The sequence below is a fragment of the Methylorubrum podarium genome (genome assembly GCF_040270385.1).
GTDB classification, from domain to species: Bacteria; Pseudomonadota; Alphaproteobacteria; order Rhizobiales; family Beijerinckiaceae; genus Methylobacterium; species Methylobacterium podarium.
On record NZ_JBELQE010000133.1, the window covers coordinates 57,384 to 71,355 of the forward strand.

A 13,972-nucleotide genomic window follows, 5' to 3' on the forward strand; every position below is an offset into this window, starting at 1 on the left:
GGATGAGGATGGCGCAGGACCGGAGCGCGGAGCGCCCTTGGCTGGCCGCCTATCCCCCCGGCATTCCCGCCGACATCGACGTCGACTCGGTCGGCACCGTGGTCGATCTGTTCGACCGCAGCGTCCTGCGCTTCGCCGAGCGCCCGGCCGTCACCTGCTTCGGCGCGAGCCTGCGCTACCGCGAGGTCGGCGCCGCGGCGCAGGCGGTGGCGGCGTGGCTCGCCGCCAACGGCTACGGCAAGGCGGGCCGGGCGAGCGAGGCGGGCGCGGAGGGGATCGGCGACCGCGTCGCGGTGATGATGCCCAACGTCCCGGCCTGTCCGGTGACGCTGCTCGGCGTGCTGGTGGCGGGCTGCACCGTCGTCAACGTCAACCCGCTCTACACCCCGCGCGAGCTCGCCGCGCAGATCAACGATTCCGGCGCCCGCGTCCTCTTCGTGCTGGAGAATTTCTGCCACACGGTCGCGCAGGCGCTGCCGCAGATGCCGAGCCTGGAGCGGATCGTCGTGGCGGGGCCGGGCGACCTGCTCGGGCTCAAGGGGCGGATCGTCGATTTCGTGTCGCGGCGGGTGAAGCGGGCGGTGCCGCCCTACGCCCTGCCGGCCGAGCGGACCCTGCGGTTCGAGGCGGTGGTGCGGGCGGGCCGCGGCCTCAAGCGGCCCCCGGTCCTGATCGAGCCCGGCGACGTCGCCTTCCTGCAATATACCGGCGGCACCACCGGCATCGCCAAGGCGGCGATGCTGACCCACCGCAACGTCATGGCCAATATCGAACAGAGCCGGGCGTGGTTCCGCGGCTCGGCGGAGGACGGCGACGGGCGCGTGGCGGTGACGGCGCTGCCGCTCTACCACATCTTCGCGCTGACCGCCTGCTTCCTGTTCTTCTTCCGGCTCGGCGGCTGCTGCCTGCTGATCCCCAACCCGCGCGACCTCGACGGCTTCGTGAAGACCCTGAGCCGCACCCGCTTCACCAACTTCGCCGGCGTCAACACGCTGTTCAACGCGCTGAACAACCACCCGAAGATCGGCACGGTCGATTTCTCCAAGGTGGAATACGTGGTCGGCGGCGGCATGGCGGTGCAGTCGGCGGTGGCCGCCCGCTGGAAGGCGATCACCGGCCAGACCATCCTCGAAGGCTACGGCCTGTCGGAGACCTCGCCCGTGGTCAGCGTCAACCCGCTCGGGCTCGCCGACTGGACCGGGACGATCGGCTATCCCTTGCCCTCGACCGAGGTGACGATCCGCGCCGAGGACGGCACGGTGCTGCCCTTCGGCGTGCCGGGAGAGCTCTGCGTGCGCGGGCCCCAGGTGATGGCGGGCTACTGGAACCGGCCCGAGGAGACGCGGGCGGCGATGACCGCCGACGGCTTCTTCCGCACCGGCGACGTGGCGGTGATGACGCCGGACGGCCAGATCCGCATCGTCGACCGGATGAAGGACATGATCCTCGTCTCCGGCTTCAACGTCTACCCGAACGAGGTCGAGGACGTGCTCGCCACCCATCCGGCGGTGGTCGAGTGCGCGGTCGTCGGCGCGCCCTGCGGCGAGAGCGGCGAGATGGTCGTCGCCCACGTGGTGCTGCGCGATCCCTCGGTGGAGCCGGACGCCCTCCGGGCGCATGCCCGCGCGAGCCTCACCGGCTACAAGGTGCCCCGCCGGATCGTGATCCAGGACAGCCTGCCGAAGACCAATGTCGGCAAGGTGCTGCGCCGGGCGCTGCGGGAGGAGACCGCTCCGACCCGGTGACGTCCCCCGACGGGATTGCCAAGCATCCTCGCCGTCGTCTGTCGGAGACGTCTTCGGAGGTCCGGCCTGCCACGGGAACTTGCAAGCATGGCTTGGTCACCGGTTCAGCAACCGGGACCACGTCCGCTGCGAAAGGCTGGCCTTCTTTTCACGAAGACGCCCTCCGGGATCGAGTTAGCCGGTTTTCCGCCTTATGCGGGGTCCCTGAGCGGCACGGAGCAGCATTCGGACGAGACACATCGTCAGGGTCTGGATGTGCGGATTGCGCCCCCGCGCGGCAGGACGCAAGTCCAAGTAATGATCGGGCTCGAAGATCCGATGCGTTTGCCTTTTCTCGAAATATCCAAATCTCATGTAGTGCTCGAAGGGATCGATACCCGACGATCGGACATCTCCGTATCGCGATGAATAGTATTTCTTCGAAAAAAGCGGATGAGGATCGATATCACAATACATTGACGACTCAAGATATTGAACAAGCAACGGGATCCCAGCGTCAAGTTTTGCGCCTGAAATTTTATTGTATTGTTCCGCGAAATACCTTGCGTCGAATAAGACGCAGGGATCGATACCGGTTCGGCTCGCAAGGTAATGCTCCAAAGGACTGGAGTCATTGCAAATAACGATGGAGCGATAATACGTTGAGTCGAACATGAAATGCGGATCACGCGTCAGGTGCCCACCATAGATATAATTCTTCAAAGCGCTTTCGGACGTCGGGATGTTATATTTTTCTCTGTACCATCTGGTATCGAACAGGGGATTTGGATCGAAGTTATTTTTCTCTCCTTCGACGAGAAAATGATAAAATGGTTCGATATCGCCAATGTGCGACAAGTATTTTCTGCGATACCAATCGCTCCAAAACAGGGGATGCGGCCTCGCTCCTCAGCGCCAGCCCAGAGTAATGTAGTGAATAAGCGGCGGAATAGTTGGCTCTCCCGCAGCCATATAGGTCCATTTATACCATCTTGAATTGAAAATCGGGTGCGGATCACAAATAGAAGTCCCGCCGAAAGTGATGAAATGGTCGATTGGGCTCTCGATTCGATCGAGCGCGATGCGTGATCCAGTCACGTACCAATCTGTATCAAAATAAGGCGACGGATTAAGACCTCTGAATTTTCCGGTACGACAATAATGCGCAGCCATGTCGTCAACTTTGACGCCGTCATGAATCTGCGCGGAGTACCAACGTCGATCAAAGAGCTCCATACCGTGGCCCTATCGATAAGCTCGACTGATAACGAGCAATATAAAAACTCAATAACGGTCTTTCGAATTTTTTAGACTGTATGCGCAACCTATACGACAAATGTTTCGCTGATTGCAAGCTGCGATCTGGGGGCCTAGGTCAGGTCGATAACAGCGGTCCGTCCGGTTGAGCTGCGCGCCGTGGAGATGAACGTCAGCTGGGACGAAGGTTCTGCGAGGGCCGCGGACGGGGGAATGGCTGATCGGTCGAAGGCCGCGGGGAGCGCACGAAACTGCAGCTTCCGAGATGCCGTTCCGCACCATTGTGCAGTGCGGAACCGCCCCCGCCAGCGATCATTCCCCCCTGACCAGGAGGTGATCGATGGCGCAGGCCCACGCATTCTTCGATCGGCTGATCGGCTGGATCGTCCAGTGGCCCTGGTGGGTCGCGAGCCCGGTTCTGATCGCCGGCTGCTGCGCGCTGGTGCTGCCCCTGCACGCGGTGGCGGACCGGTTCGCGCAGCGGGCGGTGAGCGGGAAGAGCCTGTTCTGGCGCTCGCTGGTCGCGCGCACCCGCGGGCCGAGCCGGCTCGGCCTGCTGGTCGTGGCCCTGGCGCTCGCGGTCTCCACCGCGCCGCTCACCTGGGAGATCCGGCTCGTCCTCAACCAAGTGCTGCTCGTCGCCTTCGTGACGCTCGCGGGCTGGACCTGCGCCACGGCGATCCACATCGCCACGGTGATCTACCTGCGCCGGTTCAAGCTCGACGCGGAGGACAACCTGCTTGCCCGCAAGCACTTCACGCAGATGCGCATCCTGGAGCGGGCGGCCCTGACCCTGGTGGCCATCGTCACCGCCGCCATCGCCCTGATGACCTTCGAGCCGGTGCGGCAATACGGGGTGAGCCTGCTCGCCTCGGCGGGCGCCGCCGGGCTGATCCTCGGGCTGGCGATGCAGCCGGTGCTCTCCAACCTCGTGGCGGGCATCCAGATCGCCATCACCCAGCCGATCCGGATCGAGGACGCGATCATCGTCGAGAACGAGTGGGGCTGGGTCGAGGAGATCACCGCGACCTACGTCGTCGTACGGCTGTGGGACTGGCGCCGCCTCGTGCTGCCGCTGACCTACTTCATCCAGAAGCCGTTCCAGAACTGGACCCGCGAGGGCGCCTCGCTGATCGGCTCGGTGTTCCTCTACGTCGATCACCGGGCGCCGATCGAGGCGATGCGGACCGAACTCCGGCGGATCGCGGGCGCGTCCCCGCTGTGGGACGGCAACGTGGTCAACCTGCAGGTCTCGGATGCGCGGGAGGGCGTGATCGAGCTGCGGATGCTGGTGAGCGCCCGCAACGCGCCCCAGACCTGGGACCTGCGCTGCGAGGTGCGCGAGAAGATGATCGCCTTCCTGCAGACGGAGCACCCGTCCGCCCTGCCGCGCCAGCGCGCGGAATGGGTGAGCCCCGAGCCGCCCCATCCCGACCGCCGGGGCGCGCCCGGATCCGGCAACGAGACCGGCAACGCGGCCGGCTTCCGCGGCGAGCGCCCGCTCCGGAGCGATCCCCGCGCCGCGGCGGCCTGAACGGGAAGGGACCCGGCGCGGTCGCGCCGGGTCAAAGGCAACCGCTTTCAAGCGATGGCCTTGGCTACTTTCTTGGCCTCGATCGCCGGCGCCCGCCTCCGCGGAAAGTCTCGGTTCCTTGGGCTTCCGCTCCGCGCGACGCTCTTCGCGCCACGAAGCGGTTCACCCGGCTTCGAGCGATCGCCCGCCGCCGGGTCCCCGTCCGTTTGCCTTACGGCGAGGACCGGATCAGCAGCTCGCGTGGCCGCACTGGCGCACGTCGTTGATGGTCTTGCGCATCGGCTCGACGCCGACGGCGCCGGGCAGGATCTCGTCGCCGATGACGAAGGCGGGGGTGCCCGACAGGCTGAGCTTGTCGCCGAGGCCGACATTCTCGGTCAGCGCCGCCTTCACCTCAGGCCCCTGCGCGTCCCGCTTCAGGCGCTCCACGTCGGCGCCGAACTCCTTGGCGACCGCGATCGCCCGCTCGCCGTTGATGCGGCCCTTCGTCTCGAGCAGCTTCGCGTGATAGTCGAACATCTTCTCGGGCTTGAGCTGCAGCTTGGCCGCGAGCGCGATCCGGCTCGCCTCCAGCGACTCGGCCCCGAGCACGGGGAAATCCTTGAGCACCACGCGCAGCTTCGGATCGGACTTGATCAGGGTCTGCACGTCGCCGAACGCCTTGCGGCAATAGCCGCAATTGTAATCGAAGAACTCGACCAGCGTGACGTCGCCGTTCGGATTGCCGGCGACGATGCCGTGGGGCGAGTTGACCAGCGCCTCGCGGGACTCCTTCAGGGCGGCGGCCTGGGCGAGCTTCTGCGTCTCCTGGGCGCGGCGCTCGCCCTCGGCGATCGCTTCCTGGAGCACGTCGGGGTTCCTGACGAGGTAGTCCTTGACGATCCCCTCGATCGCCTTGCGCTGGGCGTCGGTGAAGGGGGCGGCCTCCTCCGCACGGGCGCCCGCGGCCGCGCCGAGCGTGAGGCCGCCGGCGAGGGCGAGGGCGGAAACGGAGCGGAACAGCGTCATCGATACCTCGGAATGCGTGTCGGCGAGATGCATGTCGGGACGAAGGCCCGGCCGGAACGTTCGACACGGCGTTCCAACCGGCCCCGCGCGACGGGACTATGGCACAGCGCGCCCGCCGCGCCGATGCGACACGGATTTCGACGGGTGCCGCCGCCCGGACGGCCTCGGCTTGGATCCTGCTCCCGCGCTGCGGCGATTTCGCGGCACCGGCTGGGCCATCGCTCGAACGCGATGACCCTGGTCTTCTTGCCGGCCCCGATCGCCGGCACCCGCCTCCGCAGGCTCAGGGTTTCGCTCCGCTCGGCGTAATTCAAAACTTGAGGTTGTTAATCTCCCGCCCCGCTCCGGCTTATTTCGAGACTTGAGGTCATGAATAGCGCGCGTCGCACCCCAAAGCCGCCAAAGCTGCTTCGCGCCCTCGCCGTGACGGCACCGGCCGCTCATCTCAGAATTCCACCGAAGATCGCAGTATATTATCGATTCGCTAAAGGATGCACTTCAGGCTCTCGGCCGGCCGCGATGAAGCCGGAACGGGCGAAACGGGGAGCACAGCGTGATCGTCGTGGTGAGCGATCGTCCGGATCGTAGCCAGCCTCTGGTCGATGCCGTGCGCGCCGTCGCCGAATGCCGGGTCGTCGGCACCGAAGAGACCTGGGATCGGATCGGCCCGCTGCGCGGCGTGATCGCCGACATCACCCTGAGCCGCCCCGAGGCCAAGCGCTGCCTGCGCCTGCTGACGAACCGGCCGGCGCGCACGCGCACGCCCCTGATCTGCCTGACCCGCAGCAGCGGACACACCGCCTTCACCGAGGCGCGCAATCTCGGCGCCACGCTCTGCCTGTCGGCCCTGGCCGAACCGCGCATGGTGGTGGGCTCGCTGGTGCGCGAGGTCTGGCCCGACAAGTCGGTGGCCGACCTCGTCATCACCCGCGAGGCCCAGCGGGCCGGCACGCTGATGACCAGCCTGTTCGCCTCCGCCCAGTCCGGCGCCGTCGACATGTCGAACGTGGAGCAGGGCGTCGATCCGGTGCTCGGCGCGATCCAGGAGGGCGGCCTGTCGCGCTGGCTCGACGAGGTATGGGCCCACGACGACGTGACCTTCCAGCACTGCCTGCTGGTCTCCGGCGTCGTCGCCGCCTTCGCCCAGAATCTGGGCCTCTCCGGCGCCGACAAGCAGCTGATGACCCGCGCCGCCCTGGTCCACGACGTGGGCAAGTCGCGCATCCCCCACGCCATCCTCAACAAGCCCGGCCGGCTCGACGACGACGAGCGGACGGTGATGCAGACCCACGCGCCGATCGGCCACGAGATCCTCAGCGCCTCGGGCGGTTGCGACCCGGTGACGCTTGCCGTGACCCGCCACCACCACGAGATGCTCGACGGGTCCGGCTATCCGGACAAGCTGTGCTCGCGGGAGATCAGCGACCCGATCCGGCTGCTGACGATCTGCGACATCTACGCCGCCCTGATCGAGCGGCGCCCCTACAAGGCGCCGATGTCGAGCCGCGACGCCCTCGCCATCCTGTCGGGCATGGACGGGAAGCTGGAGGCCGGGCTGGTACAGGCGTTCGGCCGGGCGGTGCAGGACACGCCCTGACACAACCTCCGGCAGGGATTGCGTCGGACGGCGTCCCGTATCAACGACGGGGGGCACGACACCGTTGCGTGGCCGTCCTGCGGGGCCCCGCGCGACATCCGACCTCGACCCGCCCGTCGCCTCCGGGGCCCTGTCCATGCTCTCGCGCCGATCCCAGCCGCGCGCCGCGCTCTCGGCCCTGACGCTGTCCCTGATGTGCCTCGGCGCCGCGACGGCGGCGGAGCGGCCCGAGGATCGCGGCGGCGAGGCCCGTCCCGCCGAGGACAGGCCCGGGACGGCGCGACCGGGGAAGGGATCCGGGGCGAAGGCGGACGGCCGCAAGGCGTCGGACGACAAGGCGCCGAATGGCCAGCCGCCGGTCACCCTCGACGAGAAGGGCATCACGGTCCGCCTCGACGACGGCAGCAAGGTCCGCATCGGCGGCCGGCTCCACGGGGATTTCGGCACCGGGCGGGTGCAGCAGCGCGGGTTCGGCACGGTGTTCGAGGAGCCGGCGGCGATCCGCCGGGCCTGGATCGAGACCTATTACAGCCTCAAGGACTTCGAGTTCGCGTTCCAGTACGACCTCAGCGAGCCGAAGATGCCGGTCAACGACGCCATCGTCGCCTACAAGGGCTTCAAGGACGTCATCATCACCCACGGCAACTTCAAGGAGCCGTTCAGCCTCGACCAGCTCATCAGCAACAACGTCACCCAGTTCGCCGAGCGCTCGCAGGCCGATGCCTTCGCCCCCGCGCGCAGCTTCGGCACCGCCATCGGCACCCACGGCGAGAGCTGGACGGCGGTGACGGGCGTGTTCGGCGGGAACATCAACAGCGGCCTGCAGACCAACGGCATCGCCTCGACCACCCGCGTGACCTACACGCCGTGGCGCGCGGAGAACGGGAACGACGTCCTGCATCTCGGCCTCGCCGGCAGCTACCGGGCGCTCGGCGACGATGCCGGCGACCTCAACCTGTCGAGCCGCCCGGAGGCCTTCCTGTTCAGCCGCCCCCTCGCCGACACGCGCACGATCCGCGACGCCACGGCGGTCGGCCGCGTCGGGCTCGAGGCGGCGTGGCAGCAGGGCCCGTTCCGGCTCCAGGGCGAGTACATCCTCACCGAGGTCGAGCGCCGCGACGGGCGCCCGCCGCTGTTCTTCCAGGGCGGCTACATCCAGGCCTCGGTGGTGCTCGACGGCAAGGGCCGGCCCTACCGGGTCGCGCCGAACTACGGCAGCGAGTACGGCGTCTTCACCGGCGTCGAGCTGGAGGATCGCCAGCGGGTCAGCCGCGGCGGCACCGGCGTGTTCGAACTCGGCCTGCGCTACAGCGCCATTGACCTCGAGTCGCGCGACGTGCGCGGCGGCATCGAGCACGATTTCACGGCGGGCGTGAACTGGTACCCCGACCGCAACATCCGCTTCGTCTTCGACTACGTCCGCTCGCACGCGGCGCCCTCGGCGGAATCGCTCGATTTCGGCCGCCGCACCGTCGACGCGGACGTGTTCATCGGCCGGGCGCAGCTCTTCTGGTAGGCGGGAGCCCGCGGTTGAGCGGGACGCCGCCAGGGTCTACCTGCATCCGGGTCCCGCCCCCGTGAGGAGCCCGCCTTGAGCCCCGATCCCGCCCTCTCGCGCCGCGCGCAGGCCGTGGCGCCCTTCCTGGCGATGGACGTGATGGCCGCGGCCGGCGCCCGCGAGCGGCGCGGCGAGGGCGTCGTCCACATGGAGGTCGGCCAGCCCTCGGCGCCCGCACCCCGCGCGGTGATCGCGGCGGCGCAAGGTGCGCTCGCCGACGGGCGCATCCCCTACACCGAAGCCCTTGGGCTCCCCGCCCTGCGCGAGCGCATCGCCCGGCACTACGCGGAGACCTACGGCGTGAGCCTCTCGCCGGAGCGGGTCGTCGTGACGACGGGCTCCTCGGCCGGCTTCGTGCTCGCCTTCCTCGCGCTGTTCGACGCGGGCGCGCGGATCGGCGTGCCGCGCCCCGGCTATCCGGCCTATGACGGCATCCTGCGCGCCCTCGACCTGATCCCGCAGCCGCTGACCCTGCGCGCGGAGGACCGCTACGCCCCGACCCCCGCCCTGGTCCGGGCGGTGCACGGCGCCCAACGGCTCTCGGGGCTGCTGGTGATGAGCCCGGCCAACCCGTCCGGCACGGTGATCCAGCCGGCCCGCCTCGCCGACCTCTGCGCCACCGCGCGCGCGCTGGGCCTGCCCTTCCTCTCCGACGAGATCTATCACGGCCTCAGCTACGGGGTGCCGACGGCGACCGCGCTGCAGTTCGACCCGGGCGCGGTCGTCATCAACTCGTTCTCGAAGTTCTACTGCATGACCGGCTGGCGGGTCGGCTGGATGGTCGTGCCCGACGCCCTCGTGCGCCCCATCGAGCGGCTGGCGCAGAACCTCTACATCTCGGCGCCCTACCTCTCGCAGGTGGCCGCGCTCGCCGCCTTCGACACCCTCGACGCGATCGTCGCGATCCGCGAGGGCTACGCGGCCAACCGCGCCCTGCTCCTCGACGCGCTGCCGTCGCTGGGCTTCTCCGGCATCCACCCGGTCGACGGCGCCTTCTACCTCTACGCCGACATCGCCCGGCTGACCGACGATGCCGGCGCCTTCTGCCGGCGCATGCTCGACGAGGCGGGGGTCGCCGCGACGCCCGGCCTCGACTTCGACCCGGAGGAGGGCGGCCACCACATCCGCTTCTCCTTCGCCGGCTCGCAGGCGGGTTGCGCCGAGGCGGTGCGGCGGCTGAAGGGGTGGCTGGGTTCGTAGCCGGTCGGAGCGCCTCACGCGGCGCCGATCCCTCCTCCCTCTGCGGGGGAGGGTGGCCCCGAAGGGGGGTCGGGAGAGGGGAGCCCGGCTTCCGCCGGTTCGACGTCGGCCGAAAAAGGCACCGTCGCGCTGCCCCTCTCCCGCCTGCTCCGCAGGCACCCTCTCCCGCGGAGGGGAGAGGGATTTGGGAGCCTTCCCTCGGGTGAGACTTACTCGCCCGTGAGCGCCGCCTTGGTACGCGACCACCAGCCGGCCCGCTTCGGGCGGTTCGGATCGGGCGGGGTCAGGACCACCGCGACGGGCTCCGGCGCGGGCTCCCGGCTGGCCGGGGCCGCCGCCTCGGTCGCGGCTTCCGCGACGGCCTCGGCCCGGATCGGCTCGGCCTCCGGCGCGGGGGCGACCGGCGGCGGCTCGGCGGCGCTGCCGTTCTCGGCGTCGAGCGACACCCGGGTCACGTCGGCATCGTTCACCGGCTCCTCCGGCCCGACCGGAAGGGCGTCGGAGGCGGTCTCCTCGGGATGCGCCTCGGACACGGCCTCGCCCGGCTCGGATTCCTGCTCGGAATCCTGTTCCGCGTCGCCGCGACCGTTGCGCTCGGTCCGGCCGCGACCGCGGCCGCCCCGGCGCCCGCGGCGGCGGCGTCGTCCGTTCTCATCGGTGGAGTCGCCGGCCTCGGCGGCGTCGGAGGCCGCCTCGGTCGCGGTCTCGTCCCGCTCGGCCGCGGCGCCGACGGCCTCCTCCTCCTCGGCAGTCTCCGGCTCGGATTCGGGCGCGTCGTCGCCGTCCTCGGAACCGTCCTCGGCCCCGTTCTCGTCCCGCGCGCGGGCCTCGCCCTCACCGGAGGCGCGTCCGCCGCGGCGGCGGCGGCGACGGCGGCGGCGCCCGCCGCCCTCCTCGGACCCGTCGGCGGCCGCGCGCTCGTCCGAGCCGCCCTCCGCCTCGGACTCGGCGACGGCCTCGACCTCTTCGCCGGCTTGGCTCTCTTGGCCCTCTTGGCCCTCGATCGCCTCGTCCTCGAACTCCTCGGCCTCGTAGACCGGGGAGATCGCCACCGCGCGCACGCCGGTGGCCGGGCCGACATGCTTCACCGCCGGCTCGCCGCGTTCGAGCTGGAAGGCCGAGGTCGCCGTCAGCCGCTCGTCGGCGGAGATGGTGACCGTCACCGAGAAGCGCTGCTCGAGGTCGAACAGGTGCGCCCGCTTCTGGTTGAGGATGTAGAGCGCGGTCTCGGTGCGGGTGCGCAGCACGAGGTTGTGGCTCGACGACTTGAGCAGCGCCTCCTCGATCGAGCGCAGAATGTGCAGCGCCACCGACGAGGTCGCCCGCACGAAGCCCGAGCCGCCGCAATGGGCGCAGGGGATCGACGAGGATTCGAGCACGCCGGTGCGGATGCGCTGGCGGCTCATCTCGAGCAGGCCGAAGGGCGAGATCCGCCCGACCTGGATCCGCGCCCGGTCGTTCTTGAGCGCCTCGTTGAGCCGCTTCTCCACCGCCCGGTTGTTGCGCTTCTCCTCCATGTCGATGAAGTCGATGACGACGAGGCCGGCGAGATCGCGCAGGCGCACCTGACGGGCGACCTCCTCCGCCGCCTCGAGATTCGTCTTGAGCGCGGTGTCCTCGATGTCGTGCTCGCGGGTGGCGCGGCCCGAGTTCACGTCGATCGAGACCAGCGCCTCGGTCGGGTTGATGACGAGGTAGCCGCCCGAGCGCAGGGCCACGTGGGTCGAGAACATCGCGTCGAGCTGCTGCTCGACGCCGTAGCGGGCGAAGATCGGCGTCGGGTCGCGGTAGGGCTTCACCACCTTCGACTGGCCGGGCATCAGCATCCGCATGAAGTCCTTGGCCTCGCGGTAGGCGTCCTCGCCGGAGACCAGGACCTCGTCGAGATCCTTGTTGTAGAGGTCGCGGATCGCCCGCTTGATCAGCGAGCCCTCCTCGTAGACCAGCGCCGGGGCGGTGGAGGACAGCGTCAGCTCGCGCACGCTCTCCCACAGGCGCATCAGGTACTCGAAGTCGCGCTTGATCTCGGGCTTGGTGCGGGTGGCGCCGGCGGTGCGCAGGATGATCCCCATCCCCTCCGGCACGTCGAGGTCGGCCACGACCTCCTTCAGGCGCTTGCGGTCGGCGGCCGAGGTGATCTTGCGGGAGATGCCGCCGCCCCGGCCGGTGTTCGGCATCAGCACCGAGTAGCGCCCGGCCAGCGACAGGTAGGTGGTCAGCGCCGCGCCCTTGGTGCCGCGCTCCTCCTTGACGACCTGGACGAGGATGATCTGGCGGCGCTTGATCACCTCCTGGATCTTGTAGTGGCGGCGATAGGCGCGCGGACGCTCGGGGATCTCGGCGAGGGCGTCGCCCGAACCGCCGACCTGGGCCACGCGCGGCTCGCCGTCCTCGGACTCCTCGTCCTCCTCGTCGTCTTCCTCGGACTCGTCCTCGTCGTCGTCCGAATCCTCGTCGTCCGACTCGTCCTCGTCGCCCTCCTCGTCGTCCTCGGACTCGTCGTCGGATTCCTCGGACTCTTCGGACTCGTCGCTCTCCACGCTCTCCGCGACCGGCGCCGTGGCGGCGACGGGCTGCGGCTCGACCGTCTCCGTCTCGGCGGAAGCGGTGGCGTCCGCGGCCGGCGGGTTCGGAGCCTCGGAGATCGCGGCGATGTCGGAGGGCTCGACCGCGGCGGCGCCCGCGGGGGCGGCCGTCTCGTCGGACGGTGCGTCGGCGGCGGGGGCGCCGGGCGCCAAGGCCGCCTCGGGCAGGCTCGCGGAGGCGTCGCCGCCGGTCTCGACCGGGGCGGCGTCCGCATCGCCCGTCGCGGCGGGCGCCTCGCCCTCGGGCCGCTCCTCGACCAGGGCCGCGCGGACGGCCTCGATCGCCTCGGGCGCGGGCGCGTCGGCGGCTTGACCCTCGCCGGGAATCTGGCCCTCGCCGGGAACCGCGTCGTTCTCGGAGACCGCGTCGGACAAAGCCTCCTGCGACTTCACCGTGTCGTCGGGACGGGAGCCGCGGGCCTCGGCCCGGCGCCCGCGCGAGCGGCGGCCCCGCGCCGGGCGGCGCTCCTCGCGCTCGCGGTGCTCCTCCTCCTCGCGCGCCTCGGCCTCGATCAGCGCGAGGCGGTCGGCCATCGGGATCTGGTAGTAGTCGGGGTGGATCTCGTTGAAGGCGAGGAAGCCGTGGCGGTTGCCGCCGTACTCGACGAAGGCCGCCTGGAGCGAGGGCTCCACGCGGGTCACCTTGGCGAGATAGATATTGCCCCTCAGAGGCCGGCGGTTGGCCGCCTCGAAATCAAATTCCTCGACCCGCGAGCCTTGCACGGTGACGACCCGGGTCTCCTCCGGATGCGTCGCATCGATGAGCATCTTGTTGTTGGCCATGACGAACTTTCGACATGGCGGCCGACGTCGTTCTCCTCACGCGTGCGCCGCGTTGTCCCGGCGGAGCCTCGCCCGGCCCCGAGGCCGGAGGGGAGAGGACGCGCGCCGGCCTCGTTGCCGAGGCCGCGGATGGTGCGGGGAGGGGATTGCCGTCAACCGCCTTCTGGCGCCGAACATCGGCGCGCTGGGGGTTGAACAGGGCCGGGACGACGGAAGGGGCGGGGCGACGCGAAAACCGCGCGCCTTCGGCACGAGCAGCGGCAACCGATGCTGTGCGTCCTCCCATCCTGATCCGGCCTCGCGAAGATGGTGGGCCGGCAGGCGGCCCGTACAGATTTCATGGGCGCGACGACCCGGAATAAATCGGGAGACCGCGAATACCGTGACACCCGCCCGGATGCCGGGAGGCGCCGACTGACGCTGCCAATTCGAGCGAGGTGGGCGCCGACATGCCCCGGGCGCGCCCGGGGGCCGCCGAAGCGCCAACCCGGGAATGGGGTCGATATCATTACAGAGTGTCGCGGGAGAATTGCAAGGGTTCCGTAGAATGACCCCGGGTCAATCGCTCGAAAGCGATCACCCTGGTTCGATGTCGGCCTCGGTCGTCGGCGCCCGCCTCCGCGGAAAACCTCGATCCTTGGGCTTTCGCTCCGCTCGACGCCTCGGCAAGGCCGAGGCCCGCTCCGCACGGCGCTCTTCGCGCGCTGGCTCTGATGACGGCCCAGG

Annotated in this window: 9 protein-coding genes; 5 read left to right on the top strand and 4 right to left on the bottom strand. The window is 69.5% G+C overall.

What is annotated here, in order from left to right:
* Nucleotides 1-8: 8 nt before the first annotated feature.
* Nucleotides 9-1,745, top strand: a complete 1,737-nt coding sequence (locus ABS772_RS25725) for an AMP-binding protein (protein ID WP_350397529.1) — start codon at nt 9-11, stop codon at nt 1,743-1,745.
* Between the two features lie 174 nt (nt 1,746-1,919).
* Here ABS772_RS25725 and ABS772_RS25730 read toward each other — a convergent pair whose 3' ends face one another.
* Both ABS772_RS25730 and ABS772_RS25735 read right to left on the bottom strand, forming a co-directional pair.
* Nucleotides 1,920-2,582, bottom strand: coding sequence for a hypothetical protein (locus ABS772_RS25730; RefSeq protein WP_350397531.1), 663 nt, complete (start codon nt 2,580-2,582; stop codon nt 1,920-1,922).
* A gap of 51 nt (nt 2,583-2,633) precedes the next feature.
* Nucleotides 2,634-2,960, bottom strand: coding sequence for a hypothetical protein (locus ABS772_RS25735; protein WP_350397532.1), 327 nt, complete (start codon nt 2,958-2,960; stop codon nt 2,634-2,636).
* A gap of 361 nt (nt 2,961-3,321) precedes the next feature.
* On the opposite strand from ABS772_RS25735, the gene ABS772_RS25740 reads away from it, so the two are divergent.
* Nucleotides 3,322-4,515: a mechanosensitive ion channel family protein gene (locus ABS772_RS25740; RefSeq protein WP_350397534.1), complete on the top strand. Its 1,194-nt coding sequence runs from the start codon at nt 3,322-3,324 to the stop codon at nt 4,513-4,515.
* A 228-nt stretch (nt 4,516-4,743) separates the two neighbouring features.
* Here the strand turns inward: ABS772_RS25740 and ABS772_RS25745 are convergent, their stop codons facing one another.
* Nucleotides 4,744-5,523: a DsbA family protein gene (locus ABS772_RS25745; protein WP_238257346.1), complete on the bottom strand. Its 780-nt coding sequence runs from the start codon at nt 5,521-5,523 to the stop codon at nt 4,744-4,746.
* A gap of 553 nt (nt 5,524-6,076) precedes the next feature.
* Between ABS772_RS25745 and ABS772_RS25750 the strand changes: the two genes are divergently transcribed.
* The 3 genes from ABS772_RS25750 to ABS772_RS25760 all read left to right on the top strand — a co-directional run bounded on the left by ABS772_RS25750 (nt 6,077) and on the right by ABS772_RS25760 (nt 9,878).
* Nucleotides 6,077-7,120, top strand: coding sequence for an HD-GYP domain-containing protein (locus ABS772_RS25750; protein ID WP_350397535.1), 1,044 nt, complete (start codon nt 6,077-6,079; stop codon nt 7,118-7,120).
* 136 nt (nt 7,121-7,256) lie between these two features.
* Nucleotides 7,257-8,636 (top strand): OprO/OprP family phosphate-selective porin, encoded by a 1,380-nt coding sequence (locus ABS772_RS25755; protein WP_350397536.1) that lies wholly within the window; start codon nt 7,257-7,259, stop codon nt 8,634-8,636.
* A gap of 75 nt (nt 8,637-8,711) precedes the next feature.
* Nucleotides 8,712-9,878, top strand: a complete 1,167-nt coding sequence (locus ABS772_RS25760; RefSeq protein WP_350397537.1) for a pyridoxal phosphate-dependent aminotransferase — start codon at nt 8,712-8,714, stop codon at nt 9,876-9,878.
* A 209-nt stretch (nt 9,879-10,087) separates the two neighbouring features.
* Here ABS772_RS25760 and ABS772_RS25765 read toward each other — a convergent pair whose 3' ends face one another.
* The gene (locus tag ABS772_RS25765; RefSeq protein ID WP_350397538.1) at nt 10,088-13,246 is read right to left on the bottom strand and encodes an Rne/Rng family ribonuclease; all 3,159 of its coding nucleotides are present in this window, start codon (nt 13,244-13,246) and stop codon (nt 10,088-10,090) included.
* Nucleotides 13,247-13,972: the final 726 nt, after the last annotated feature.

What these genes read in the sequence shown, in the direction of transcription:
- ABS772_RS25725 (WP_350397529.1), top strand. Translation starts at nt 9, where the DNA reads ATGGCGCAGGACCGGAGCGCGGAGCGCCCTTGGCTGGCCGCCTATCCC.
- ABS772_RS25735 (WP_350397532.1), bottom strand. Translation starts at nt 2,960, where the DNA reads ATGGAGCTCTTTGATCGACGTTGGTACTCCGCGCAGATTCATGACGGC.
- ABS772_RS25740 (WP_350397534.1), top strand. Translation starts at nt 3,322, where the DNA reads ATGGCGCAGGCCCACGCATTCTTCGATCGGCTGATCGGCTGGATCGTC.
- ABS772_RS25745 (WP_238257346.1), bottom strand. Translation starts at nt 5,523, where the DNA reads ATGACGCTGTTCCGCTCCGTTTCCGCCCTCGCCCTCGCCGGCGGCCTC.
- ABS772_RS25755 (WP_350397536.1), top strand. Translation starts at nt 7,257, where the DNA reads ATGCTCTCGCGCCGATCCCAGCCGCGCGCCGCGCTCTCGGCCCTGACG.
- ABS772_RS25765 (WP_350397538.1), bottom strand. Translation starts at nt 13,246, where the DNA reads ATGGCCAACAACAAGATGCTCATCGATGCGACGCATCCGGAGGAGACC.